This is a genomic window from Serratia sp. J2, assembly GCF_046269175.1.
In the GTDB taxonomy this organism is placed as follows: domain Bacteria; phylum Pseudomonadota; class Gammaproteobacteria; order Enterobacterales; family Enterobacteriaceae; genus Chania; species Chania fonticola_C.
In genome coordinates, this window is record NZ_JBKABN010000002.1 from 246,019 (window position 1) to 270,581 (window position 24,563).

22 protein-coding genes are annotated in these 24,563 nt (G+C 55.7%); 17 read left to right on the forward strand and 5 right to left on the reverse strand.

Annotated features, from left to right (window positions below; genetic code table 11):
- Nucleotides 1-16: 16 nt before the first annotated feature.
- The 6 genes from ACKWMY_RS03040 to ACKWMY_RS03065 are packed head-to-tail and all read left to right on the forward strand — an operon-like array spanning nucleotide 17 to nucleotide 6,118.
- The gene (locus ACKWMY_RS03040) at nucleotides 17-541 is read left to right on the forward strand and encodes a cupin domain-containing protein (protein ID WP_021179767.1); all 525 of its coding nucleotides are present in this window, start codon (nucleotides 17-19) and stop codon (nucleotides 539-541) included.
- A complete protein-coding gene (locus ACKWMY_RS03045) occupies nucleotides 541-1,359 on the forward strand; it encodes an alpha/beta fold hydrolase (protein ID WP_024528297.1) in 819 nt (272 codons plus the stop codon). Before ACKWMY_RS03040 ends, ACKWMY_RS03045 begins: the two co-directional genes overlap by 1 nt.
- Nucleotides 1,356-2,150: an SDR family oxidoreductase gene (locus ACKWMY_RS03050; RefSeq protein ID WP_409485864.1), complete on the forward strand. Its 795-nt coding sequence runs from the start codon at nucleotides 1,356-1,358 to the stop codon at nucleotides 2,148-2,150. Before ACKWMY_RS03045 ends, ACKWMY_RS03050 begins: the two co-directional genes overlap by 4 nt.
- Before the next feature lie 13 nt (nucleotides 2,151-2,163).
- Nucleotides 2,164-2,958: an aspartate dehydrogenase gene (locus tag ACKWMY_RS03055; protein WP_173408774.1), complete on the forward strand. Its 795-nt coding sequence runs from the start codon at nucleotides 2,164-2,166 to the stop codon at nucleotides 2,956-2,958.
- A gap of 16 nt (nucleotides 2,959-2,974) precedes the next feature.
- The gene (locus tag ACKWMY_RS03060) at nucleotides 2,975-4,444 is read left to right on the forward strand and encodes an aldehyde dehydrogenase (RefSeq protein WP_065684507.1); all 1,470 of its coding nucleotides are present in this window, start codon (nucleotides 2,975-2,977) and stop codon (nucleotides 4,442-4,444) included.
- A gap of 36 nt (nucleotides 4,445-4,480) precedes the next feature.
- The gene (locus ACKWMY_RS03065) at nucleotides 4,481-6,118 is read left to right on the forward strand and encodes a thiamine pyrophosphate-binding protein (RefSeq protein ID WP_024528293.1); all 1,638 of its coding nucleotides are present in this window, start codon (nucleotides 4,481-4,483) and stop codon (nucleotides 6,116-6,118) included.
- A gap of 56 nt (nucleotides 6,119-6,174) precedes the next feature.
- Here the strand turns inward: ACKWMY_RS03065 and ACKWMY_RS03070 are convergent, their stop codons facing one another.
- Nucleotides 6,175-6,927 (reverse strand): M48 family metallopeptidase, encoded by a 753-nt coding sequence (locus ACKWMY_RS03070; RefSeq protein ID WP_024528292.1) that lies wholly within the window; start codon nucleotides 6,925-6,927, stop codon nucleotides 6,175-6,177.
- A gap of 234 nt (nucleotides 6,928-7,161) precedes the next feature.
- Here ACKWMY_RS03070 and tkt point away from each other — a divergent pair, with 234 nt between their 5' ends.
- The 4 genes from tkt (at nucleotide 7,162) to ACKWMY_RS03090 (ending at nucleotide 13,714) form a co-directional block, all read left to right on the forward strand.
- The gene (gene tkt, locus ACKWMY_RS03075; RefSeq protein ID WP_409485865.1) at nucleotides 7,162-9,156 is read left to right on the forward strand and encodes a transketolase; all 1,995 of its coding nucleotides are present in this window, start codon (nucleotides 7,162-7,164) and stop codon (nucleotides 9,154-9,156) included.
- Between the two features lie 254 nt (nucleotides 9,157-9,410).
- Nucleotides 9,411-10,499 carry an ABC transporter substrate-binding protein gene (locus ACKWMY_RS03080; RefSeq protein WP_409485866.1) on the forward strand — a complete coding sequence of 363 codons (1,089 nt, stop codon included), beginning with the start codon at nucleotides 9,411-9,413 and terminating at the stop codon, nucleotides 10,497-10,499.
- Between the two features lie 382 nt (nucleotides 10,500-10,881).
- On the forward strand, nucleotides 10,882-12,651 hold the full coding sequence (locus ACKWMY_RS03085; RefSeq protein WP_074029700.1) for an ABC transporter permease: 1,770 nt from the start codon (nucleotides 10,882-10,884) through the stop codon (nucleotides 12,649-12,651).
- On the forward strand, nucleotides 12,644-13,714 hold the full coding sequence (locus tag ACKWMY_RS03090) for an ABC transporter ATP-binding protein (RefSeq protein ID WP_261160281.1): 1,071 nt from the start codon (nucleotides 12,644-12,646) through the stop codon (nucleotides 13,712-13,714). Before ACKWMY_RS03085 ends, ACKWMY_RS03090 begins: the two co-directional genes overlap by 8 nt.
- Nucleotides 13,715-13,787: 73 nt before the next feature.
- Here ACKWMY_RS03090 and ACKWMY_RS03095 read toward each other — a convergent pair whose 3' ends face one another.
- A complete protein-coding gene (locus tag ACKWMY_RS03095) occupies nucleotides 13,788-14,075 on the reverse strand; it encodes a putative quinol monooxygenase (RefSeq protein ID WP_186579066.1) in 288 nt (95 codons plus the stop codon).
- 458 nt (nucleotides 14,076-14,533) lie between these two features.
- On the opposite strand from ACKWMY_RS03095, the gene epd reads away from it, so the two are divergent.
- From epd to fbaA, 3 genes are all read left to right on the forward strand, one after another.
- Nucleotides 14,534-15,550 (forward strand): erythrose-4-phosphate dehydrogenase, encoded by a 1,017-nt coding sequence (epd, locus tag ACKWMY_RS03100; RefSeq protein ID WP_021806218.1) that lies wholly within the window; start codon nucleotides 14,534-14,536, stop codon nucleotides 15,548-15,550.
- Between the two features lie 72 nt (nucleotides 15,551-15,622).
- Nucleotides 15,623-16,786, forward strand: a complete 1,164-nt coding sequence (pgk, locus tag ACKWMY_RS03105; RefSeq protein WP_024485678.1) for a phosphoglycerate kinase — start codon at nucleotides 15,623-15,625, stop codon at nucleotides 16,784-16,786.
- 155 nt (nucleotides 16,787-16,941) lie between these two features.
- Complete coding sequence (gene fbaA, locus ACKWMY_RS03110) at nucleotides 16,942-18,021, forward strand: class II fructose-bisphosphate aldolase (protein WP_021179781.1); 1,080 nt, start codon at nucleotides 16,942-16,944, stop codon at nucleotides 18,019-18,021.
- A gap of 84 nt (nucleotides 18,022-18,105) precedes the next feature.
- Here fbaA and ACKWMY_RS03115 read toward each other — a convergent pair whose 3' ends face one another.
- Nucleotides 18,106-18,774 (reverse strand): DUF1345 domain-containing protein, encoded by a 669-nt coding sequence (locus tag ACKWMY_RS03115; RefSeq protein WP_161740416.1) that lies wholly within the window; start codon nucleotides 18,772-18,774, stop codon nucleotides 18,106-18,108.
- 230 nt (nucleotides 18,775-19,004) lie between these two features.
- Between ACKWMY_RS03115 and mscS the strand changes: the two genes are divergently transcribed.
- The gene (gene mscS, locus ACKWMY_RS03120; RefSeq protein WP_021806216.1) at nucleotides 19,005-19,871 is read left to right on the forward strand and encodes a small-conductance mechanosensitive channel MscS; all 867 of its coding nucleotides are present in this window, start codon (nucleotides 19,005-19,007) and stop codon (nucleotides 19,869-19,871) included.
- 48 nt (nucleotides 19,872-19,919) lie between these two features.
- On the opposite strand, the gene ACKWMY_RS03125 is transcribed toward mscS, so the two are convergent.
- Entirely contained in the window at nucleotides 19,920-21,119 is a 1,200-nt protein-coding gene (locus tag ACKWMY_RS03125; protein WP_074029713.1) for an NAD(P)/FAD-dependent oxidoreductase, read from the reverse strand.
- A 229-nt stretch (nucleotides 21,120-21,348) separates the two neighbouring features.
- Between ACKWMY_RS03125 and ACKWMY_RS03130 the strand changes: the two genes are divergently transcribed.
- From ACKWMY_RS03130 to ACKWMY_RS03140, 3 genes are all read left to right on the forward strand, one after another.
- Entirely contained in the window at nucleotides 21,349-21,855 is a 507-nt protein-coding gene (locus ACKWMY_RS03130) for an RrF2 family transcriptional regulator (protein ID WP_024530748.1), read from the forward strand.
- 124 nt (nucleotides 21,856-21,979) lie between these two features.
- On the forward strand, nucleotides 21,980-22,603 hold the full coding sequence (gene argO / locus ACKWMY_RS03135; RefSeq protein WP_024530749.1) for an arginine exporter ArgO: 624 nt from the start codon (nucleotides 21,980-21,982) through the stop codon (nucleotides 22,601-22,603).
- Nucleotides 22,604-22,747: 144 nt separating this feature from the next.
- Nucleotides 22,748-23,479, forward strand: a complete 732-nt coding sequence (locus tag ACKWMY_RS03140; protein ID WP_021806211.1) for an oxidative stress defense protein — start codon at nucleotides 22,748-22,750, stop codon at nucleotides 23,477-23,479.
- Between the two features lie 37 nt (nucleotides 23,480-23,516).
- Here ACKWMY_RS03140 and ACKWMY_RS03145 read toward each other — a convergent pair whose 3' ends face one another.
- A complete protein-coding gene (locus tag ACKWMY_RS03145; RefSeq protein WP_021179788.1) occupies nucleotides 23,517-24,410 on the reverse strand; it encodes a LysR family transcriptional regulator ArgP in 894 nt (297 codons plus the stop codon).
- Between the last annotated feature and the right edge of the window lie 153 nt (nucleotides 24,411-24,563).

Here is a 24,563-nt window from a genome sequence, read left to right on the forward strand (position 1 = left end):
ACGAAGGAGAGACAACATGTCCCAGGTTGAGAATAAAGCCGGCATCAAGCCGCAGGATCTGACAATGGAAAAGTGGGTGGAATCGCGTATCGCCCGTTTTGAAGGCCGTAAATATGACTGGAACGCACTGAAGTTCCAGGCCGACTACGATCCGAAATACCGCCGGGCGCAGATGCGCTATATCGGCACCGGTGCCACCGGCGTAGTCAGCGACACCAACACCATTCCAGCGGGGAACTTTACCTTCTCCACCATGGTGCTGCCGTCAAAATGTGAGGGGCCATTACACCTGCATGACGACGTTGAAGAAGTGTTCTTTATGCTCAAAGGCAAGATCACACTGATGATCCAGGACGGTGAAGAGTATTACGAAACCATCCTGAAAGAGCGCGATCTGATTTCTGTTCCGGCGGGGGTTTATCGCGGCCTGTTCAATCACGGTGAAGAAGAAGCTCTGATGTGCGTGATGCTCGGTACTGCCAAGCCGGAAACCCCGACTTACCCGGCCGATCACCCGTTGTCGAAAGTGAAGCGTAACTGATGAACAGCTTACCGGAACGCCAGCAGGCGGATTGTGGAGGCCAGCGGCTAAGTTGGCGCGAAGCCGGGCATGGCCGGGCAGTTGTGCTGCTGCATGGCATCAGTTCCGGTTCTGCTTCGTGGGTAAAACAGTTCAGCGATCGCGCCCTGACGGACGGGCACCGCCTGATTGCCTGGGATGCTCCGGGTTATGGCGGTAGCGCAGCGTTGGCACAGACAGAGCCAGATGCTGCCGCTTATGCCAACGCGCTGGCGGGGCTGATCGCCGAGTTGCAGCTACAACAGCCGTTGATTGTGGGGCATTCGCTCGGTGCGTTGATCGGCAGTGCCTTTGCCGCTGCCAACCCAGATGGGCTGAGTGGACTGGTGCTGGCCGATCCGGCCCAGGGCTATGCCACTGCGCCGCAGGAAAAACGCCAGCAGGTGTATGGCCAACGCAAACAGATGATCGAAACGCTTGGCCCACAGGGTTACGGCGAACAGCGTGCGGCGGCACTGCTACGTGAAGATGCGGATCCGCAGGACATTGCCTGGGTACGCAGCGGCATGCAGCAACTTAATCCGGCCGGTTTTCTCAGCGCCGCCTGGATGTTGGCCAATGACGATATCAACCACTACCTGCTGCGCTATCGCGGCCCGTTACAGGTGTGGTGTGGCAGTGTCGATCGCATCACTCCACCAGAGGGCGCCGCAACGTTGGCGCAACAGCAGGATGCGACGATGCGTCTGATTGATGCGGCGGGGCATGCCAGCTATCTCGATGCGCCAGCGCTGTTTAACCGCTATTTGCAGGACTTTACGGGGGCAATCCAACCATGAATTTTCAGATTGAGCGGCGAGTGGCGGTGGTCACCGGAGGATCCTCGGGGATCGGTTTTGAGACGCTGCGTTTACTGCTGGCCGAAGGGGCGAAGGTGGCCTTCTGTGGCCGCAATCAGGACAAACTGGCCAGCGCCGAGGCCAGCCTGCGTGAAGAGTTCCCGCAGGCGGAGATCCTGGCGTTACGCTGCGACGTGCTCGACGCCGAGCAGGTTGCCAAGTTTGCCGAGCAGGTCAGCACGCATTTTGGCGCAGTGGATATGTTGATCAACAACGCCGGGCAGGGGTTTGTGGCGCATTTCGATCAGACGCCGCGCGAGGCCTGGTTACATGAGGCAGAGCTGAAGCTGTTCGGGGTGATCAACCCGGTGCAGGCCTTTTTACCGGCGCTGGAGCGCTCGGATATCGCCTCCATTACCTGCGTTAACTCACTGCTGGCCCTGCAGCCGGAAGAGCACATGATTGCCACCTCGGCAGCCCGTGCCGCGTTGCTCAATATGACGCTGACCTTATCCAAAGAGCTGGTGAGCAAAGGAGTCCGCGTCAATTCCATCCTGCTGGGGATGGTGGAGTCGGGCCAATGGAGGCGGCGTTTCGCCGAACGCCAGGATCAACAACAAAGCTGGGAACAGTGGACGGCGGGGATTGCCGAGCGGCGTGGCATCCCGATGGGGCGTTTGGGTAAACCGCAGGAACCGGCACGGGCGCTGCTGTTTTTAGCCTCCCCCATGTCCTCCTTTACCACCGGCGCGGCGCTGGACGTTTCCGGCGGCTTCAATCGCCATCTCTGACGGGACTGAAAAGATGAAGAAGATCATGATGATTGGCTATGGCGCGATGGCAAAAGAGGTGCTGGCGCGCCTGCCGGAGGGCGTGGCAGTCGGTTGGATCGTGGCACGGGAAGCGCATCATGCCGAGATCGACGCCGCATTTGCCGGGCAGGTGCAGGCGTTGACCCATCCTGACCAGTGTACCGGGCAACCTGACTTGGTGCTGGAGTGTGCTAGCCAGCAGGCGGTCGCCGAGTTTGGTGAGGCCATCGTTAAACGTGGCTGGCGGCTGGCAGTGATCTCTACTGGCGCCCTGGCAGATGCCGCATTGCAGCAGCGTTTGCAGCAGTCCTGCGCACGTTACCACGGGCGGCTGATCGTGCTGTCTGGTGCGGTGGCGGGTATGGATGGCCTGGCTTCGGCGCGGGAAGGCGGGTTGGACAGCGTGACCTATCAGTCCAGCAAAAGCCCGGCCAGTTGGCGCGGCAGCCCGGCGGAACAAATGATTAATCTGGATGCGGTCAGCGAAGCCCAGGTGTTCTTTGAGGGGTCGGCGCGGGAAGCCGCAAGCATGTTCCCAGCCAACGCCAACGTAGCGGCCACCATTGCGCTCCATGGCTTGGGGATGGATGCCACGCGGGTACGCTTGCAGGTAGATCCGCATACTCAACGTAATACTCACCGCCTACAGGTGTGTGGCCAGTTTGGCGAGTTCCAGATTGAGCTGTGCGGCAACCCGCTGGCCAGCAACCCGAAAACATCAACGCTGGCGGCGCTGAGTGCGGTACAAGCCTGCCGCAGTTTGGTGGACGGCGGTTTTATTGCCTGAATGGCAGGAGCAAAGCATGGAAACGTTAAAGATTTTTCTTGCCGGCCGCTGGTGCGAAGGGCGCGGCGAAGAGATGAGTTCGGTTTTCCCGGCTGATGGCAGCGTGAATGCTCGCCTGCGAGCGGCGAACGTCGAGGATGTGAATGAGGCGGTTGCGGCGGCAGAAAAAGCCTGGCGCGAGCCGAGCTGGCGTGGATTGGTGCCGCATCAGCGTGCAGCGATCCTGCATCGCGTTAGCGATTTGATTACTGAACAAGTGGAAGCCCTGGCGCAGTTGCAAACCCGTGACAATGGCAAACCGCTGGCTGAGACCCGTGGTCTGGTCATGAGTGCGGCGGCTACGGCTCGCTATTTTGCTGCCGCCTGCGAGGTGTTGGAGGGGGAGCTTCCTACCCAGCGTAACCGTGATGCGATGACGCTGAGCCAGTATCAGCCGCTGGGCGTGATAGCGGCGATCACACCGTGGAACTCACCGATTGCCAGTGAAATGCAGAAGGTGGCTCCGGCGCTGGCGGCAGGGAATGCGGTGGTACTGAAACCGGCAGAAGCCACGCCGTTAATGGCGCTGAAGCTGGCCGAACTGTTTGAACAGGCAGGCTTGCCTGCCGGATTACTCAGCGTATTGCCGGGCAAGGGGTCGGTGATTGGTGAAGCCTTGGCTCGCCATCCGTTGGTGAAAAAGATCTCCTTCACCGGCGGGACTTCCACTGGCCGTCATTTGGCACATATTGCCGCAGAAAAATTGATCCCTACATCGCTAGAGTTGGGAGGCAAGTCGCCCACTATCGTGCTGGAAGATGCGGATCTGGAACAGGCGGCACGTGGCATCTGCTACGGTATTTTCAGCTCGGCCGGGCAGGCATGTATCGCCGGATCACGGTTGTTTGTGCACCGTTCGCTGTATCAGCCGCTGTTGGCCCGTTTATGCGAGCTGACCGCCGGGCTGCGTATTGGTAACCCGCTGCAAGCCGGTGTCCACCTTGGCCCGCTGATCAGCCACAAGCATCGCCAGAGCGTGGCGGACTATGTGGCCTTGGCTCAGCAGGAGGGGGGCCGGGTGCTCATTGGCGGTGAAGCTCCTGCCGATCCGCAGTTGGCTCAGGGCTGCTACTACCTGCCGACCATTATTGAAGGGCTGAGCAACAGTGCTCGCACCTGCCAGGAAGAGATCTTTGGCCCGGTGCTGGTGGTGTTGCCGTTTGATGATGAACAGCAACTGATCGAACAAGCCAACGACTCGATCTATGGCTTGGCGGCCGGGATCTGGAGCCGTGATTTTGCCCGCACGATGGCGCTGGCGGAACAGCTGGAAACCGGCACCGTCTGGATCAATACCTACAAGACATTCTCGATTTCCACACCGTTTGGCGGTTTTAAACAAAGCGGCCTGGGGCGCGAAAAGGGCCTGCATGGCATCCAGGCCTATATGCAGCAAAAGAGTTTGTATCTCTCCCTCAGCAATCAGCCTAACCGCTGGAGCGACTGACGTACCCTACGATCAAAGACAATAAGAAGGCAGATGATGAGCGAAAAAATTACGGTTGGTGAGGCGATAGCCCGAACGTTGGAACAGTACGAGGTGGCGGCAATGTACGGCATCATCTCGATCCACAATCTGCCGATTGCCGATGCCGTTGGGCAGCGTGGCGCGATCCGTTTTGTTCCGGCGCGCGGTGAGGCAGGTGCTGTAACCATGGCTGATGCCCACGGGCGCTTTTCTGGCTTGGGGGTGGCACTGACCAGCACCGGTGCCGGAGCCGGTAACGCCGTCGGTGCGATGATTGAAGCGTTGAATGCCAATACGCCGCTGTTGCATATCACCGGTCAGGTAGAGAAAGCCTATCTGGACGCCGATGCCGGGTTTATCCACGAAACCAAGGATCAACTGGGCTTCCTGCGCGCCTGTTCGAAACAGGCCTACCGGGTGAACTCGCCAGAGCAGGCGGTCGCGGTGATCCAGCGCGCCATTCTGGATGCTCAGACCGTGCCTTGTGGCCCGGTGGCGGTAGAGATCCCGATCGATATTCAGAACAGCCTGGTTCCCGCCAGCCTGGTAGGGAAGGTGGTACTGCCTCCTGCGCTGCCTGCTGCGGATGAAGCTGCGGTTGAACGTCTTTACCAGCAGGTGAAGCGTGCCAAACGTCCATTACTGTGGGTTGGTGGTGGTGCGCTGGCCTGTCGTAAGGCGGTGAAACAGTTGGCGGATGCCGGTGTGGTAGTGATCTCCAGCACCCATGGGCGTGGGATTTTACCGGATAGCCATCCGCGCAGCCTACGGGCCTTCCACAACTCGCCAAGCGTTGAGTCTATCCTGACGCAGTGTGATTTGACGCTGGTGGCCGGTTCCCGCCTGCGGAGTAACGAAACTCGTACCTGGTCACTCCCACTGCCGCGCCCGTTGGTACAGATTGATATCGATCCGGCGGCGGCTAACCGTAATTATCTGGCGGATGAGCAGGTTTATGGCGACTGTTCCGCCTTGCTGAGTGCGCTGGCAGCACGCCTGGCACCCGGCGAGAAAGTGAATGCCGAGTGGGATGCCGAGATTGGCCGTGCGGTGGAGTTGGCCGAAACGGCACTGCGCCAGCAGTCTGGTGAATACGCCAAACTGAACGATGCTATCGCCGCTGCGCTGCCGCAGGATGGCCTGCTGGTACGTGATATCACCGTTTCTGGCAGCGTGTGGGGTAGCCGCCTGTTCCGGGCCATTTCGCCTTTATGCAATATTCACTCGCTGGCAGGAGCGATCGGCATGGGGTTACCGATGGCGATCGGCACGGCCATTGCCAACCCGCAGCGTAAAGTGGTTGGCTTGGTTGGGGACGGCGGTTTGGCGCTGGGCCTGGGGGAACTGGCAACCATGGCGCAGGAACAGGCCAATATCACCTTGCTGATCATGAACGACGGCGGCTATGGCGTGATGCGTGGCATTCAGGACAAGTATTTCTCTGGACGCCAGTATTATAACGAACTGCATACTCCGGCGTTCTGCCAGGTGGCAGAGGCGATGGGGCTGAAAGCCTGGAAAGTGAGCGATGCTGCGCAGTTTGGTGGCGTGCTGGCGGAGGCGATTAATTACCCAGGGCCATCGGTGGTAGAGGTTGATATGAAAAGCGTTGGGCCGTTGACCTTCGCTGGCCCACCGCAGAAGCTGTACTGACCGCTTACTCAGTTCCCTCTCTCCAGAGGCGTACTCCCAAGAGAGGGAACATAGAGTTACTTACCGGCAGCGATGCGATCGCGAATGTGCTTGGCACGGGCTTCGGAAGTTGGGTGGCTGTCAAACATGCTGCTTTCATGACCACCGTCTAATTTCGCCAGTTTATCGAAACTGGTAGCCAGGCCAGCAGGATTGATGCCGCGTTTTTTCAGCAGATCGAACGAGTAATCATCCGCTTCGCTTTCCTGTTTCTGAGAGAACTGGGCATTGACCAGTTTTTCGCCCAGATCGGCCAACTGCGACTGAGACAATGAGGCTGCTACACCGCCAGCTGAAGATGCTGCGGTACGTAATGCAACTGTCCCATAAGCGACCTGCATGGCTTTACGAGTGTGGCCCAGCGCAACGTGGCCCATTTCATGGCCCAGTACGCCTTCGACTTCGTTATCATCCATCATGTCCATCAGGCCGCTGTAGACGCGGATGCAGCCGTTTGCCATCGCCCAGGCGTTGACGTCTTTGGTCACGTAAACCTTGTAGTTTGCAGGGGTACCGTTGATATTATCCCCCAACGCTGCGGCGATCTTGTTCAGGCGCTTGGTATATTCGCTGCTTGCTGGCGCGATTTGCTCCTGGCTATCCATCTCTGCGCAGGATTTATCACTGAGTGCCTTGACGTCGCTATCGCTCAGCGTCGCCGCCTGGTAGGCCTGGGCACCGGATTGTAGTAGGGTATCGGTATTAAGGTTTTGACAGCCGCTCAATAAAGCAGTAAGGCTCAGTGCAATCAAAGAAGTACGGATTTTCATCGTTCTATCGTCCTGTGATAGTAAAGGGGGTGGTACTGTGTTCTGCTGCCATTATTCTGCGCATAGCCTAGTGTACGGCAGGCTTGGCTGAAATAGCCATATTCCGAAATGTGTCCCGAACGTGCGCATTAGTGATGAACTCGCTCTCATTCGGTATTAGGGATTGCTGTTTCAATGCCGAGTCTGAGAAAATAGAAATCTTGATCGCTTTTTTAATCCGACCTGGAGTAAAACATGTCCTCTCGTAAAGAGCTTGCCAACGCCATCCGCGCACTCAGTATGGACGCCGTTCAAAAAGCAAATTCCGGCCACCCGGGCGCCCCTATGGGCATGGCAGATATCGCCGAAGTCCTGTGGCGTGACTACCTGAACCACAACCCAACCAACCCGCACTGGGCTGACCGTGACCGCTTCGTGCTGTCTAACGGCCATGGCTCAATGCTGATCTATAGCCTGCTGCACCTCACCGGTTACGATCTGCCGATGAGCGAGCTGGAAAACTTCCGCCAGCTGCATTCCAAAACTCCGGGTCACCCAGAATATGGTTATACCCCAGGCGTAGAAACCACTACCGGTCCGCTGGGCCAGGGGATCGCTAACGCGATCGGTTTCGCCATTGCCGAACGTACGCTGGCCGCGCAGTTCAACCGCCCAGGCCACGAGATTGTTGACCACCACACCTATGCGTTTATGGGCGATGGTTGCATGATGGAAGGCATCTCTCACGAAGTCTGTTCCCTGGCTGGTACCATGAAGCTGGGCAAACTGACCGCGTTCTATGATGACAACGGCATCTCCATCGACGGCCACGTAGAAGGCTGGTTCACCGACGATACCGCCAAGCGTTTCGAAGCCTATGGCTGGCACGTGGTGCGTGGCGTTGACGGCCACAACAGCGACTCTATCAAAGCCGCGATCGAAGAAGCCCATAAGGTCACCGACAAACCTTCCCTGCTGATGTGCAAAACCGTGATTGGCTTCGGTTCACCACACAAAGCGGGCACCCATGATTCCCACGGTGCTCCACTGGGCGCAGCTGAAGTTGCGGCTACCCGTGAAGCTCTGGGCTGGAAATATGCCGCCTTCGAAATCCCGCAGGATATCTATGCCCAGTGGGATGCCAAAGAAGCTGGTAAGGCTAAAGAAGCCGCCTGGAACGAGAAACTCGCCGCTTACGCCAAAGCCTTCCCAGAACTGGCCGCAGAGTTCAAACGCCGCACCAGCGGTGAACTGCCAGCCAACTGGAAAGCGGAAGCGAAGAAATTCGTTGAGCAGTTGCAGGCTAACCCGGCTAACATCGCCAGCCGTAAGGCATCACAGAACTCACTGGAAGCCTTCGGTAAACTGCTGCCTGAATTCCTTGGTGGTTCTGCTGACCTGGCACCAAGCAACCTGACCATGTGGTCCGGCTCCAAGTCTCTGGGTGACGATCTGGCGGGTAACTACATCCACTACGGCGTGCGCGAATTCGGCATGACCGCCATCACCAACGGTATCGCGCTGCACGGTGGTTTCCTGCCGTACTCTGCGACCTTCCTGATGTTCGTGGAATACGCCCGTAACGCGGTGCGTATGGCTGCGCTGATGAAAATCCGCAACGTGTTCGTCTACACCCACGACTCTATCGGTCTGGGCGAAGATGGCCCAACGCACCAGCCGGTTGAGCAGTTGGCCAGCCTGCGCGTGACGCCGAACATGAGCACCTGGCGTCCTTGTGACCAGGTTGAATCGGCTATCGCCTGGCAGTACGGCATCGAGCGCAATGACGGCCCGACCACGCTGGTGTTCTCCCGTCAGAACCTGACCCAGCAGCCACGTACCGCCGAGCAGTTGGCGAACGTTTATCGCGGTGGTTATGTGCTGAAAGACTGTGCAGGTACGCCGGACGTGATCCTGATTGCCACCGGTTCTGAAGTAGGCATCACCGTTGAAGCCGCCGACAAACTGACCGCCGAAGGGCGTAAAGTGCGTGTGGTATCCATGCCGTCTACCGACGCCTTCGACAAGCAGGACGCGGCCTACCGTGAATCCGTGCTGCCAGCGGCAGTTTCTGCTCGCGTAGCGGTGGAAGCGGGTATCGCGGATTACTGGTACAAGTATGTTGGCCTGAACGGCGCGATCGTGGGCATGACCACCTTCGGTGAATCTGCTCCGGCAGAGCAATTGTTCAAAGAGTTCGGCTTCACCGTCGACAACGTGGTAGCCAAGGCTACAGCGTTGCTGAAATAAGTCGGCCTAAGATTTAACAGCGCAAGGGGCGAATATTCGCCCCTTATTTTTTACTCCCCGTCCACTCTCCTTTCTCTATCCTCAGCCTAGCAACATTAAGAAATCCTTAATGATTGGATAATCATGGCTGTTGCTGTCCAAAAATCGCCCACCATCACAAAACAGCAACATAGCGAATTAACGGCGTTGCTTAACCACCGCCATTCGCTATATGTTAATTTTTGGTTTTATAAATGCAACCAGGAGTTAATGGTATGTTTTTTAAGATTGGCGTATCTATGGCGGCGGCGGCCGTCTTAATCTCTGCCCCGGCCTTTGCGCAGTTCCCGGCAGGCTACCCGGCCGATTATCAAAAGATTGTCGATGCGGCGAAAAAAGAAGGCAAGGTGGTGGTGTATTCCACTACGGATACCAAAGCCGCAGGGGCACTGATCCAGGGGTTTGAAGCGCTGTATCCTGGTATCAAAGTAGAATACAACGATATGAACAGCACCGAGCTGTATAACCGTTATATCAGCGAGCAGGCGGCTGGGGGCACTAGCGGTGACGTGGTGTGGAGTTCTTCTATGGATACCGCGCTGAAGCTGGCCACCGACTATGCGTTGGAATATGCCTCGCCAGAGCTGGGGCAACTGCCTAAATGGGCCGTGTGGAAAGATAAGGCCTATGGCACGACTTATGAGCCGGTGGTGTTTATCTACAACAAGCGCCTGATCCCGCAGAGTGAGGTGCCGGACTCCCATGCCGCGCTGGCTAAGCTGATTGCCAGCCAGCCGGATAAATTCAAAAAGAAAGTCACCACCTATGACATCGAGAAGTCGGGCCTGGGCTTCATGCTCTCGGTGCAAGACTTCAAGGCCGATCCAAACTACTTCGCTACCTTGGCCGATATCGCCAAGGGCGGGTTGGCCGTGCAGTCTTCCACTGGCACCATGATGGAAAGGGTTTCCTCAGGCGAAAACCTGATTGGTTTTAATATCCTGGGGTCCTATGCCGAGGCGCGAGCCAAAACGGACCCTTCACTCGGTATCTCGTATCCCAAAGACTACACGCTGGTGTTGTCACGAGTGACCTTTATCAGCCAGGAAGCGGCCAACGGCAATGCGGCCAAACTGTGGGTGAACTTCGTGCTGTCTGAGCAAGGGCAGAATATCCTGGCCAACAAGGCGGATATCCCCTCCATCCGCAACGATATCGAAGGCAAGAACGACATCGATGGCATGACGCAGATGCTGGGTAAGGCGTTGAAACCAATCCCGGTGGATGAAAGCCTGCTGGAATATCTGGAACCTGCCAAACGCCTGGAGTACATCAAACAGTGGCGTACCGCCGCTGCGAAGTGATGACGGAATAGGGCACGCCAATCATTGTTACCCCTCACCCCAACCCTCTCCCACAGGGAGAGGGAGCTGGTTCTGTGTTGTGGGTGGGTGCAGAAGCCAATCGGTGGCACGAGTGTTGTGAAGTGACACTAAAGTGAAAGTAGCGCATCCAGTTCCCTCTCTTCAAAAAAGAAAAAGGGAGCCAGTTCGGTGCCACGGTCAGGCTCAGAAGTGAATAGGTAGCACAATCAGTCCCCTCTCCCTGTGGGAGAGGGTTAGGGTGAGGGGAACTGCACAGAATCTTTCCTGCGTTCTCCTTCAGCATGAAGCCTGTATTGCTTAAACAGGGAACTCTACCCCGGTGCATCTCAGGATGCAGGGGATATCACCATCGGGACAGTCTATGAAAGCATTGCGCAACAAGTGGCAGAGCCTGCCGCGCGGCTTGGTGGTGCTGATAACCGCGCTGGTTATCTACGTACCACTGTCGTTTATCGTGATCCAAAGCTTCCTTTCCGCGCCGTTTTTCTCGCCTTCCAAGGTGTTCAGCCTTGAGGCCTTCCGGTTTATCTTTACCGACCCCGATTTCTACAAGGCGCTGAAAAGCGGATTTATTCTGGCATTTGGCCTGGTTGTCATCTCCATTCCGTTAGGTGGCGTACTGGCATTTTTAATGGTGAGAACCGATTTGCCGGGCCGCCGTTTTATTGAACCGCTGATCCTGGTGCCGATCTTCGTTTCGCCGATGGTGTTGGGCTTTGGCTACGTAGTGGCAGCCGGGCCGGTCGGTTTCTTCTCGCTGTGGGCAGAATCCTTGCTGGGTTTTGTGCCCTGGAATATCTATGCGATGGGTAGCATCGTGGTGATCGCCGGGCTGACGCATGTTCCCCACGCTTATCTCTATATTTCATCGGCGCTGCGCAGCGTCGGTTCAGATGTTGAAGAGGCCGCCCGCACCGCCGGGGCTTCTCCGTTGCAGGTTATGACCGCCGTCAGCTTGCCCATGGTGCGGCCGTCGATCCTGTATGCCAGCGTGTTGCTGTTCTTCCTGGGGCTGGAAGTGTTTGGGCTGATGCTGGTGCTGGGCGACCCGGAAGGCAACCTGGTGCTGGCGACTTACCTGTATCAACTGACCAACAAGCTGGGTACGCCGTCTTACCATCTGATGGCGGCGGTGGCGGTGGTGTTGATCTGCATTACCATTCCACTGGTGATGCTGCAACGGCGTCTGATGCGAACCGCCAACCGCTTTGTCACGGTCAAGGGAAAAGCCTCTCAGGCCCGTGCATTGCCGTTGGGTAAATGGCGCTGGGTCGCCGGTGGCGTAGTGGTCTTGTGGCTTACCGTTACCATCGGTGTTCCGCTGGTGGGTGTGGTGCTGCGCGCCTTTATTTCCAACTGGGGCGTCGGGGTTTCCATTTGGGATGAGCTGTCGCTCAACACCTTCCGCACCATATGGCAGCAACCTAACCTGCTGCGGGCGATTGTCAACTCGATGGCGATCGGGGTGTTTGGTGGTGCGCTGGCGGTGGTGTGTTATCTGTTTATCGGCATTGCGATGCACCGTAAACCTGACGGCGTGACCCGCTTTCTGGATTACAGCGTACTGGTGCCGCGTGCGGTGCCTGGCTTACTGGCAGGCTTGGCTTTCCTGTGGGTATTCTTGTTCCTGCCGATGTGGCTGGATAAATCGCTAAAAGCCGGTTGGCTCTCCGCGCTACCGATCGCCGAATGGCTGCGTGAAAACCTGGTGGTGTGGTTACGCTCTCTGCGCAGCACCATTTTCAGCGTCTGGCTGGCTTATACCGTGGTGTGGATGGCTTATGGCCTACGGCTGATCTCATCGACGCTGTTGCAGGTTGCTCCCGAGTTGGAGGAGGCTGCACGCAGCACCGGAGCCTCTCGCGGGCAGATCACGCGCCATGTGACGATCCCGCTCTCCCGCTATGGCCTGATTGGATCCTGGCTGCTGATGTTCCTGATCTTCGAACGCGAATATTCCACCGGGGTCTATCTGCTGTCACCGGGTACGGAAACCATAGGTTCCATGCTGGTTTCCCTGTGGGCGGCGGGGGCGATTGATATTGTCGCCGCGCTCTCTTTTATTAACATCCTTCTGGTCGTGTTAGGACTAGGGATTGCCCTGCGATTTGGAGTGAAAATACATGATTGAGCTTTCGGTAGATAACCTGCACCTGACCTACGGCGATAACCCGGTATTGAAGGGCGTTTCGATGCAGCTCAAACGGGGAGAGGTAGTTTCACTACTTGGGCCGTCAGGCAGTGGTAAAACCACTTTGCTGCGAGCGGTAGCCGGGTTGGAAAAACCCACCCAGGGGAAAATCGTTATTGGCAACAATACCGTCTATAACGGCACGGCGCGCAGCGAGATCCCGGCGGAAGAACGCAATCTGGGCCTGGTGTTTCAATCCTATGCGTTATGGCCCCACAAAACCGTATTTGATAACGTGGCCTATCCGCTGAAATTACGCAAAACGCCTGCAGCGGAAATTACCCAGCGTGTACAGGCGGTACTCGAACAGCTCGGTCTGGGGCAGTTAGGTAAGCGCCATCCTCATCAGCTCTCCGGTGGTCAGCAGCAGCGTGTGGCGATTGGCCGTGCGTTGGTCTATAACCCACCGGTGATCTTGCTGGATGAACCGTTATCTAACCTGGACGCCAAGTTGCGAGAGGAAGCGCGGGTGTTCCTGCGTGAGCTGATCATCAAACTGGGCCTTTCTGCGCTGATGGTAACCCACGATCAGAATGAGGCGATGGCAATTTCCGATCGGATCCTGCTGCTCAATAACGGCAAGATCGAGCAGCAGGGTACGCCACAGGAAATGTACGGCTCGCCTGCCACCCTGTTCACCGCCGAATTTATGGGCAGCAACAACCGTCTGTTTGGCAAGGTGACGGAGATCCGTGAAGGCAACGCGCGGATCGAAGGTAAAGACTGGGGGCTGTGGGGTAAGGCTGGGGCTGGGTTAACCACTGGGCAGGAAGCAACTGCGGTGATCCGCGTTGAGCGAGTACGCTTGGGGGAAGATCCGCAAGGCAATCAGATCTCGCTACCCCTGCTGACCAGTATGTATCTGGGCGACCGATGGGAGTATCTGTTCCGCACGGTGGCAGAGGACTTTGCGGTTCGTGCCTATGGTAGTGAAGTTCGTGGCCAAGAAATGTGCACGCTGTCTCTGCCCGCCGAGCATCTGTGGATTTTCCCCAGGGGCTGATTAACTGAAATTGTTTGCTGTTGTTAGAGTGTAAAGGGGCGCGCAGAATGAACAGCGCCCCTAATCGTTACAATTACAGTTGAGTCAGTTTTTTCACTTCCAGACTCACTAGCTTCCCTTCCAATTCAGCCAGGAAGGCATCGTGGTAAGACATTGCCATATGCTCTTTCAGCGCCTGCTCAGAAGTCCAGCGCTCGATAAAGACGAACGCGCCCGGATGGCCCTGCTCTTCATGCAAATCATATTGGATGCAACCCGGCTCGGAACGGCTCGGGGCGACCATGGCGCGTACCGCTTTATCTACCGTAGCACGGTGTTCTGGCATGGCTTTAATCAGGGCGACTACTTTGATTTCACTCATTTTGGTTCCTTGTAAATAACATCGACCACAAAAGAAAGAGAATTGTACCCATCGGCATTTGCTTCACCCAACAAACGCTGGGTTCATTATGGAGAACTTGGCGTTACCGGCAAGTCATTTGCGCATTCGACCTCATTTGGCTAACGAGAGTTGAGGGTAAAAATGTGCGCTAGATCATTTTATTTTCGCAAAGTCTCTTCGACATGACAGGCAGTGCGTTGCACCTGTTCCTTTTGGCAAAACTTTGGTTTATGCTCGGCTGAAGCGTTTCAGTTATCACTGTTGTCAGTGGAAACGCCAGAGTGAGCGGTTGCGATGAGCAATGGGGTTTGACGAATAATGCAAAGCAGCGATTCACAGCAGGCGGTGCGCTAAAGTACTCTAGGCGAGATAATCAGTCTGCGCGATCCTTGACGTTGAACATTACCGCCAGAGATCGCCCTTTTTCAGGGAGTAGCATGACCATCCGCATAGCGATAAACGGCTTTGGCCGTATTGGCCGTAGCGTTTTACGCGCACTGTACGAATCGGGGAGACGCGCCGAAATTTCCGTCGTCGCCATCAACGAACTGGCACATGCCGAGGGGATGGCCCACCTGCTGAAATATGACTCCAGCCACGGCCGCTTTGCCTGGGATGTGCGCCAGGAATGTGACGTGTTGAGCGTGGGAGATGACAGCATTCGGCTGTTACATCAACCCGAGCTGGACCAGTTGCCCTGGGGTGAACTGGGCGTAGATGTGGTGCTGGATTGCAGCGGTGTATACGGCAGCAGGGCAGATGGCGAAGCTCATCTGGCGGCAGGGGCAAAAAAGGTACTGTTTGCCCATCCGGGCGGTAACGATCTGGATGCGACCATCGTGTTTGGGGTTAACCACCAAACGCTGCGTGGCGAGCATCGCATTGTGTCCAACGCCTCCTGTACCACCAACTGCATTATTCCGATTATCAAGCTGCTGGACGATGCCTACAGCATTGAGTCAGGCACGGTAACTACCATCCACTCCTCGATGAACGATCAGCCGGTGATAGACGCCTATCATCAGGATTTGCGGCGTACCCGCGCGGCGAGCCAGTCGATTATTCCGGTCGACACCAAGCTGGCAGCGGGCATTACGCGCATCTTCCCGCAGTTTTGCGATCGTTTTGAAGCGATCTCCGTGCGGGTGCCGACGATCAACGTAACGGCCATCGATCTTAGCGTCAGCGTGAGCTCGAAGGTGTTGGTCACAGAGGTAAACCAGCTGTTGCAAAAGGCGGCACAGGGATCATTTCGTGGTATAGTTGACTATACAGAACTACCATTAGTCTCGATTGATTTTAACCATGACCCGCACAGCGCCATTGTTGATGGAACGCAAACCCGGGTCAGCGGACAGCACCTGATCAAGACCTTGGTCTGGTGTGATAACGAATGGGGCTTTGCCAACCGGATGTTGGATACAACACGGGCAATGGCCGCAAGCGGTTTCTAGTAAGGCGCTATCAACGTGGTGTTGATGCGTCGCTCAGGCAACTTTATAGAGAATCAACAAAGAGGGTTCACCATGTCTGTAATTAAGATGTCCGATCTGGATCTGGCGGGTAAACGCGTTCTGATCCGTTCCGATCTGAACGTACCAGTGAAAGACGGTAAAGTGACTTCCGATGCGCGTATCCGTGCCTCCCTGCCGACTATCGAAGCTGCGCTGAAACAAGGCGCCCGCGTGATGGTAACTTCCCACCTGGGTCGTCCTACCGAAGGTGAGTACAACGAAGAATTCTCCCTGCTGCCAGTGGTCAACTATCTGAAAGAGCATCTGAAATCCCCAGTCCGTCTGGCGAAGGATTATCTGGAAGGCGTTGACGTTGCAGAAGGTGAACTGGTTGTTCTGGAAAACGTTCGCTTCAACAAAGGCGAGAAGAAAGACGACGAAGTGCTGTCCAAGAAATATGCTGCGCTGTGCGACGTATATGTGATGGACGCCTTTGGTACTGCACACCGTGCGCAGGCTTCTACACATGGCGTGGGCAAGTTTGCTCCAGTTGCCTGTGCAGGCCCGCTGCTGTCTGCGGAACTGGAAGCCCTGGGCAAAGCGCTGGGTAACCCGGCTCGCCCAATGGTGGCTATCGTTGGTGGTTCTAAAGTTTCTACCAAACTGACCGTGCTGGATTCTCTGTCCAAGATCGCCGATCAGCTGATCGTTGGTGGCGGCATCGCTAACACCTTCGTGGCGGCACAAGGGAATAACGTGGGGCAGTCCCTGTACGAACCCGATCTGATCCCGAACGCGCAAAAACTGTTGGAAACCTGCGATATTCCGGTGCCAACCGACGTACGCGTTGCGACCGAGTTCTCTGAAACCGCTGTGGCCACGGTGAAGCAGGCCAACGAGATCCAAGACAACGAGCAAATTCTGGATATGGGCGACGTCTCTGCCGAGCGTCTGGCCGTTATCCTGAAGAACGCCAAAACCATTCTGTGGAATGGCCCGGTTGGCGTCTTCGAGTTCCCTAACTTCCGTCGGGGCACCGAAATTGTTGCACGCGCTATCGCAGATAGCGAAGCCTTCTCCATTGCAGGCGGCGGCGACACTCTGGCAGCTATCGATCTGTTCGGTATCGCTGACAAAATTTCCTACATCTCTACCGGCGGCGGCGCCTTCCTGGAATTCGTTGAAGGGAAACCTCTGCCTGCAGTAGTGATGCTGGAAGAGCGCGCTAAGCAGTAATTCAGATAACGGGGGGCGCAAGCCGCCCGTTTGTTTATGCTCCCCAGCTGAGCTGTGGGGGTAAAAAATCGCTATTTATCCATCGCTACCACTAGCTTGCAGGTTGTAGCTTGCAAGACGACGGGTATACGGCCAACGAAACAGGACAACGTCTAATGTCTAAAATTTTTGATTTCGTAAAACCAGGTGTCATCACAGGTGATGACGTGCAGAAAGTCTTCGCAGTTGCCAAAGAGAACAACTTTGCACTGCCAGCGGTAAACTGCGTGGGTACCGACTCCATCAACGCAGTGCTGGAAACAGCAGCCAAGGTGCGTGCTCCAGTGATCGTGCAGTTCTCTAACGGCGGTGCTGGCTTTATCGCGGGTAAAGGCATCAAAACTGACGTGCCACAAGGTGCTGCGATCCTGGGCGCAATCTCTGGCGCGCACCACGTGCACCAGATGGCTGAACATTACGGCGTGCCAGTGATCCTGCACACCGACCACTGCGCTAAGAAACTGCTGCCATGGTTAGACGGCCTGTTGGACGCGGGTGAGAAGCACTTCGCGGCGACCGGTAAGCCACTGTTCTCTTCACACATGATCGACCTGTCTGAAGAGTCACTGGAAGAAAACATCGAAATTTGCAGCAAGTACCTGACTCGCATGGCGAAGATCGGTATGACCCTGGAAATCGAACTGGGCTGCACCGGTGGTGAAGAAGATGGCGTAGACAACAGCCACATGGACGCTTCTTCCCTGTACACTCAGCCACAAGACGTTGATTACGCGTACGAAAAACTGAACGCTATCAGCCCGCGCTTCACCATCGCTGCCTCTTTCGGCAACGTACACGGTGTTTACAAGCCAGGCAACGTGAAACTGACTCCAACCATTCTGCGCGATTCTCAGGACTATGTTTCCAAGAAACACAACCTGCCGCACAATGCGTTGAACTTCGTGTTCCACGGTGGTTCAGGTTCTACCGCAGCAGAAATCAAAGAAGCGGTCAGCTACGGCGTAGTGAAAATGAACATCGATACCGACACCCAGTGGGCAACTTGGGAAGGTATCCTGAACTACTACAAAAAGAACGAAGGCTATCTGCAGGGCCAACTGGGTAACCCAGAAGGTGCCGACAAGCCGAACAAGAAATACTACGATCCACGCGTATGGACTCGTGCTGCTCAGACTTCCATGATCACCCGTCTGGAACTGGCATTCAAAGAACTGAACGCGGTAGACGTGCTGTAATATCGTCCCTCCGTTCAGATTGACGCTAAAAGGCTCCCTTGGGAGCCTTTTCTTTTTTTACCCAGGCACCCGTCACCTAAGTAGCTACCCCAATAACCCCGCCCCAACGTTAATCGACAGCCCCAGGATCAAGATATTGAAGACAAAAGAGATCACCGATTGCAACAGGGTGATTTTACGCACGTCTGCGGTGCCCACGGCCACGTCGGCGGTTTGTGAAGCCACGGCAATGGTGAAGGAGAAATAAGCGAAGTCCCAGTAGTTTGGCTCGGCCAGCTTGCCGGGGAACAAAAGTGGTAACACCTCCGTATTGGCCCGCTGGAGGTAAAACAGGTGGGCGTAGTGCATGGTGAATGCCGTGGGTAATAGCAGCCAGGAAACCACCAGTGTGGAGCCGGTCAGGGCGAGATGCAGCGTTTTCAACGCATCGCTGACCTGTTTGGCAGTGCTCAATTCAAACAGGATGGCCAGAATGCTCACTACGCAGCCCAAACTGACCAACGCCAATACCTGGCTTGCACTCTCGTCCTGCTTGCGTGCCAATTGCCGGGTACGTTGTGGCGTGCAGCCCAGCATCAGATGCCAAAGGCATAATAAATAGATCCAGGCCATCACGTTCCAACCAACGATCAACCGTTGCAACCATGGGAGATGAGCAGGAAGCAGCCCGATACACAGAAGCCCTAAGCCTACCGAAATCAATAACCTGGGGCGCACTTGCCAATAGTGTTTCAGCGAGGGAAAAATAGCGATCACGATAAGCTCTCCTTGTACCGTAAAATCATTTCAATCATAGCTGATACCAGGTTAACCCGAGATTTATTCAGGTTATACCTGGTAAAACTGGTGGAAAATTTTACCCGTTGCGGTTGGCACTGCGGCAAAATGTTGGTTACCCTTAGCTGTGGTTTGTTTATTGGCCCTGTTTCGCCAGTATATTTTGCTCATTTTCCCCGCATGGGGATGTCAAGTAGGACGTCAGAATGGAAGAACTTAACGTAGTAGAAGGCATTAACAATGCCAGCAGTTGGCTAGTCAACCATCAGGATATGCTGATCCAGTATGCGGTGAATATTGTTGCCGCGATCGTGATTTTTATTATTGGTTCAGTGGTGGCTCGTGTAGTGAGTAATGCGCTCAGCCGCGTGATGAAGCTGCGTGGCATCGATGCCACCGTGGCGGATTTCCTGGCTGCGATGGCGCGTTACAGCATCCTGGCGTTTACCTTTATTGCGGTGCTGGGGCGTATTGGTGTTCAGACCACCTCAGTGATTGCCGTGCTGGGTGCCGCTGGCCTGGCTGTGGGTCTGGCACTACAAGGTTCACTTTCCAACTTTGCAGCCGGTGTGCTGCTGGTGGCCTTCCGTCCGCTGCGGGCCGGGGAGTTTGTCGATCTGGGTGGCGTTTCCGGCACGGTAGATCAGGTGCAGATCTTCTCCACTACGCTGCGTACTTCAGATAACAAAACCATTGTGGTGCCGAACGGTAAAATCATCGCGGGCAATATCATCAACTATTCCCGTGAGCCAAACCGCCGCGTGGATATCGTGGTGGGTGTAGCTTATGACGCTGATATCGATCTGGTGAAGAAAGTGTTGGGTGACGTGATCGCGGCAGATAAGCGCATCATGCACGATAAAGGCGTGACGGTTCGCCTCAATGAAATGGCCCCTTCTTCACTGAACTTTGTGACCCGCTCTTGGACCACCAATGCCGAGTACTGGAACGTGTACTTTGATCTGATGGAAAACTTCAAGCGTCAGTTGGATGCTCACCAGATCGGTATTCCATTCCCACAGATGGACGTGCATGTCCGCCATGTAGCGAAAGCGGCAGAGCAGCCGGAGTAATGATCTGACGTTCCCTCACTTTCTAGTGAGGGAACGGATTTCAATCAATCAAACAAACGGTGCTAACGGATCGGCGGCGGCAAAGGCCACTTCACGTTCCGCCTGCGGGGGATAGATCAACTCGTTGGTAATGGAGACTTTGATTTTCTTTCCCTCTTCTTTGGTGAATTTCACCACCTGATCCCAACCTTCGCTGTAGACCGCGCCCCAGGCCCCCAGATCCAGACAGGTAACGTAATTCACCTGGCGGTAGGGCAAGGGTTCAATACCGATCAGATCGGCAGCGACGTTATGGCCGACAAAGCGCCCTAACATAATGGCGTGCTGACAGGTCATCAGGGCGTGATTGCCTTGATCGTCAGTACGGGCAAAGGCGACATCGCCGGTCGCATAAACCGCGTTTTGCCCAATCACTCTTAACTGCTGGTCGACATGCAGCCTGCCTTGCGGATCGCGCTCACCCGGGATTTGCCGGGTTAACGGGCTGGCCTGTACGCCCACGGTTAAAATCACCGTGCTGGAGGCGATATGTTCGCCGTTTTTCAGCGTCAGCCCGCTCTCGTCAATGGCCTTAATCTCGCTATTCAGCCGCCACTCGACACCCAACTCTACCGAGGCTTGGCTAATCACGTCGCGCAGTTGCTCGCTGTAACGGCCTCCCGCCACTGGGCTGCGATCGACGACAATCACACGAATTGCAGCTGAGTCACCGAGGATCGCCCGTAAGCGTGCAGGCATTTCGGTGGCCACCTCAATACCGGTAAAGCCGCCGCCACAAACGATGACGGTATTACGTGCGGCGCTCTCAGGCTGCTCGGCTAACGCAGCAAGATGCCGCTCCAGGCGGGCTGCGCTCTCCATTTTATCGACGTTGAAGGCGTACAGCTGTGCTCCTGGTAGGGCATGAGCGATGTGGCTACCGGTCGCCATGATCAGGCGATCGTAACGTACGGCAGTCAGTTGGTCCTGCTCGTTGCGGTACCAAACCTGCTGGCCGGCGCTATCAATCTCACTGGCAACCCCGGCGAGGAATTTTACCCCGGTTACTGCGAATAATGGCAGCAGCGGAGCGGCGTAGTTTTCCACCTCGGACTCATAGAAACGTGGGCGGATACGCAGCTCAGGCTGGGGGGCCAGCACGGTAATCTCGATATCGTGACGACCGTGGAGATCGGCTAATCGTGCCGCGCTCAATGCCGCCCACATCCCTGCAAAACCGGCACCCAGGATAAGAATTTGTTGTTTCATACTGTCACTCCGCTGTTGTTTCATCTGCACATTGGCTTAATTATTAACTACGACTATATTGATCGTAGTTAAGATCATCAAGCCTTTTACACGTCATTCCGGATGTGGTTTGTTTAATTTATTGAATTTTATTATCTTTTTATTATTTATGGCGTGGAGGTATGCTGGCATTGCATCGTTGAAGGGAAGAAATTACTATTTAACTCAGAATTAATCGTGCGGAGAACACATGGCGTTCTACAGTTCCGGGGTGGAGTATGGCATCCATAGCCTGATGTGTATGGTCGATAGCAAAGGCGAAGGGCGCGAGATGAGCGTGCGTGAAATCGCCGAATTGCAGGGTGTGCCTTATGACTACCTGGCCAAGATATTCACCAAGTTTTCCAAGGCTAAACTGGTTGAAAGCACCGAGGGTAAAGGCGGTGGCTTCCGGCTGGCCAAACCGGCCGATCAGATCACCGTGCTGGATATCGTGGCGGCTATCGACGGTGAAAAGGCAATCTTCGACTGCAAAGAGATACGCCAACGCTTGGCCGTATTTGATGCAACTGCGCCCGACTGGGCCTGTGAAGGCATTTGCGGCGTACGCCAGGTGATGAATATTGCCCAGCAACGTATGGAAGAGGCGCTATCACAACATACCGTGCTGGATCTGGTGCGGCGGATGCTGAGAAAGGCGCCAGATGTCTTCCCGATTCAGATTGAAGAGTGGATCGATCATCGCCGTAACGATTGAGCATTAGCATTACTGATGCCTGATTAGAAATATCCATTTCCCCTAATAATTTTCTCTTCGTATGATGCGCGTGTTGAACAGCACACGCCGCTTTCCCGGCGCTGATATTGCCAGAAGGAACACCATGTTAGCCATCTATCTGCAAGGCTTTGCCTTGAGCGCCGCGATGATCCTGCCGCTTGGCCCACAAAACGTGTTTGTGATGAACCAGGGGATCCGCCGCCATTATCATCTGATGACCGCCTCGCTGTGCGCGTTGAGCGATATCATTCTGATTTGCGCCGGTATCTTTGGCGGTAGCGCCTTGCTCAGCAGTTCACCTATGCTATTGGCGTTGGTGACCTGGGGCGGCGTTGCTTTCCTGCTGTGGTACGGCTGGGGGGCTTTCCGTACCGCGTTTAGCCAACATCTGGAGCTGACAGCGGCGCAAGAGATGAAGCAAAACCGCTGGCGCATTGTGGTGACCATGTTGGCGGTCACCTGGCTGAACCCGCACGTGTACCTCGATACCTTTGTGGTGCTCGGCAGCCTGGGAGGGCAACTGACGCCAGACATTCGATCCTGGTTTGCCCTTGGCGCGGTCAGTGCTTCGGTCGTCTGGTTCTTTGCCTTGGCATTGCTGGCCTCATGGCTGGCTCCGTGGCTGAAAACCCTGACGGCACAACGGATTATCAACGTCCTGGTCGGGCTGGTGATGTGGGTTATTGCACTGCAATTGGCCTGGCATGGGCTAACCGCTAATTGGTAATAATCGGCCGTAGGGGCGAGCCGGGCGCAGCATGCGGCGCCCCTACAGCCCGATTAGCCCTTATATTTGTCACTAATCCGAACTCCAAGGGCGGCAGGATGTGTTAGCTTTGAAGGTAAGCATTTAGTCATTCAAGGAGACACTGTGAAGCTTAAAGCATTGGCCATGGCCGCAATGATTGGATTAGGCACGTTACCTCTGGCGCTGCAGGCAGCAGAAGTACCTGAAGGGCCGCATGTGGTCACTTCCGGTACGGCCAGCGTGGACGCCACCCCGGATATTGCTACGCTGGCGATCGAAGTCAGCGTCTCTGCCAAAGATGCCGCCCAGGCGAAAAAACAGGTTGATGAACGCGTAGCGCAGTATTTTGACTTCCTGCAAAAAAACGGCATTGAAAAGAAAGATATCAATGCGGCCAACCTGCGTACCCAGCCAGAATATGACTATCTGAAAACCGGTGAATCGCAGCTGAAAGGCTACCAGGCCGTGCGCCAGGTGCAGGTAACCTTGCGCCAGTTGGATAAACTCAACGAGCTGTTGGACGGTGCGCTGAAATCGGGTTTGAACGAAATTCGTGCGGTTGAGCTTGGGGTAGCCAAGCCAGAGGTTTATCGCGAGCAGGCACGTCAGAAAGCGATTGAAAATGCCACTCAGCAAGCCGCTTCGTTGGCGCAGGGCTTTAAGGCCAAGCTGGGGCCGGTGTACAGCATTCGCTATCACGTTGCCAACTACCAGCCGATGCCGGTAGCTCGCATGTTTAAAGCCGCTTCTGCGGCACCGGAAAGCGATGCCGCTCAGACTTACGAGCAGCAAAGCATTCACTTCGACGATCAGGTGGACGTGGTGTTCGAGCTGAAAACCAACGCCGCGCAGTAAGTAATCTCTTGCCTGGGCGCGGCGTCACGCTGCGCCTTTAATCCTGCCTTAACACCTGATGCCCATGCGACAGCAGCGCATCGGTGACCTTACGCATCATGCGGCTTTCCGGGGCAAAGCGGTGCCAGAACAGCATACGGCGCTGGAACAGGCCCGGTGTCAGGTCGATCAGTTCTCCGCTGGCCAGCTCTCTCTCAATCTGCAAATGCGGGATCATACAGCAGGTGGTGCCTTGCCGTGCCAACTGAACAAACGCCTCTGACGAGTTAACGATATGGCAGGGAACGCTGCCCGGCGAGAGATCGAAGTTCTGCTGTAAAAAAGCCTGATGCATATCATCAAGATGATCGAATGCCACCGCTGGTGCCTTCAGCAGGGCGGAACGGGTCACCCCGTTGGGGAAATAGCGATCGGCAAAGGCCTTCGAGGCGACAAACAGATAGTCCAGCGCGCCTAACCGATCGACCAGGCAGCTTGGCAGCGGCTGCGGCTGGATACTGACCGCGCCCACCACTTCCCCCCGGCGCAGACGTTCCTGCGTGCGGGTTTCGTCTTCCACCTGTAAATTCAGGCGCACCGGGGAATCGGCCAGCACCGGTTTTAGCGCCGGTAACAGCCAGGTTGCCAGGCTGTCGGCGTTGACCGCCAGTGACAGCAACAGCGGCGTATCGACCCCATTGTCATTCCCTAACCACTCCTCTTCCAGCAGCTCGACCTGATGCAGCAAGGCCAGCAGTTTTTGACCCTGCTCGGTTGGGCGCGGTGGCACGGTGCGTACCAGTAGCGGTTGGCCGAACAGGTTTTCCAACTGTTTGATGCGCTGGGATACCGCCGATTGGGTGATGCAAAGTTTTTGTGCCGCGCGCTCAAAGCCACGCTCACGGATCACCGCGTCCAGCGCTTGCAGCGTTCTATAGTCTGGGCGTTTCATCGGAGAGAAGATCCCTTTTAGTAAGTTGATTCAGGCACTATGCCACATTTTTGCACTTTCTCAGGTGAAAAAATCCCGCCGCTCTTTTCAGAGCGGGCGTCGTAGGGAGGGGCAGAAATGTGCGTCAGGTTAAATAAGTGTGTTTTAGCCTAA

Coding starts and splice junctions, on each gene's coding strand:
- ACKWMY_RS03040 (WP_021179767.1), top strand. CDS start 17: ATGTCCCAGGTTGAGAATAAAGCCGGCATCAAGCCGCAGGATCTGACA.
- ACKWMY_RS03045 (WP_024528297.1), top strand. CDS start 541: ATGAACAGCTTACCGGAACGCCAGCAGGCGGATTGTGGAGGCCAGCGG.
- ACKWMY_RS03050 (WP_409485864.1), top strand. CDS start 1,356: ATGAATTTTCAGATTGAGCGGCGAGTGGCGGTGGTCACCGGAGGATCC.
- ACKWMY_RS03055 (WP_173408774.1), top strand. CDS start 2,164: ATGAAGAAGATCATGATGATTGGCTATGGCGCGATGGCAAAAGAGGTG.
- ACKWMY_RS03060 (WP_065684507.1), top strand. CDS start 2,975: ATGGAAACGTTAAAGATTTTTCTTGCCGGCCGCTGGTGCGAAGGGCGC.
- ACKWMY_RS03065 (WP_024528293.1), top strand. CDS start 4,481: ATGAGCGAAAAAATTACGGTTGGTGAGGCGATAGCCCGAACGTTGGAA.
- ACKWMY_RS03070 (WP_024528292.1), bottom strand. CDS start 6,927: ATGAAAATCCGTACTTCTTTGATTGCACTGAGCCTTACTGCTTTATTG.
- tkt (WP_409485865.1), top strand. CDS start 7,162: ATGTCCTCTCGTAAAGAGCTTGCCAACGCCATCCGCGCACTCAGTATG.
- ACKWMY_RS03080 (WP_409485866.1), top strand. CDS start 9,411: ATGTTTTTTAAGATTGGCGTATCTATGGCGGCGGCGGCCGTCTTAATC.
- ACKWMY_RS03085 (WP_074029700.1), top strand. CDS start 10,882: ATGAAAGCATTGCGCAACAAGTGGCAGAGCCTGCCGCGCGGCTTGGTG.
- ACKWMY_RS03090 (WP_261160281.1), top strand. CDS start 12,644: ATGATTGAGCTTTCGGTAGATAACCTGCACCTGACCTACGGCGATAAC.
- ACKWMY_RS03095 (WP_186579066.1), bottom strand. CDS start 14,075: ATGAGTGAAATCAAAGTAGTCGCCCTGATTAAAGCCATGCCAGAACAC.
- epd (WP_021806218.1), top strand. CDS start 14,534: ATGACCATCCGCATAGCGATAAACGGCTTTGGCCGTATTGGCCGTAGC.
- pgk (WP_024485678.1), top strand. CDS start 15,623: ATGTCTGTAATTAAGATGTCCGATCTGGATCTGGCGGGTAAACGCGTT.
- fbaA (WP_021179781.1), top strand. CDS start 16,942: ATGTCTAAAATTTTTGATTTCGTAAAACCAGGTGTCATCACAGGTGAT.
- mscS (WP_021806216.1), top strand. CDS start 19,005: ATGGAAGAACTTAACGTAGTAGAAGGCATTAACAATGCCAGCAGTTGG.
- ACKWMY_RS03125 (WP_074029713.1), bottom strand. CDS start 21,119: ATGAAACAACAAATTCTTATCCTGGGTGCCGGTTTTGCAGGGATGTGG.
- ACKWMY_RS03130 (WP_024530748.1), top strand. CDS start 21,349: ATGGCGTTCTACAGTTCCGGGGTGGAGTATGGCATCCATAGCCTGATG.
- argO (WP_024530749.1), top strand. CDS start 21,980: ATGTTAGCCATCTATCTGCAAGGCTTTGCCTTGAGCGCCGCGATGATC.
- ACKWMY_RS03145 (WP_021179788.1), bottom strand. CDS start 24,410: ATGAAACGCCCAGACTATAGAACGCTGCAAGCGCTGGACGCGGTGATC.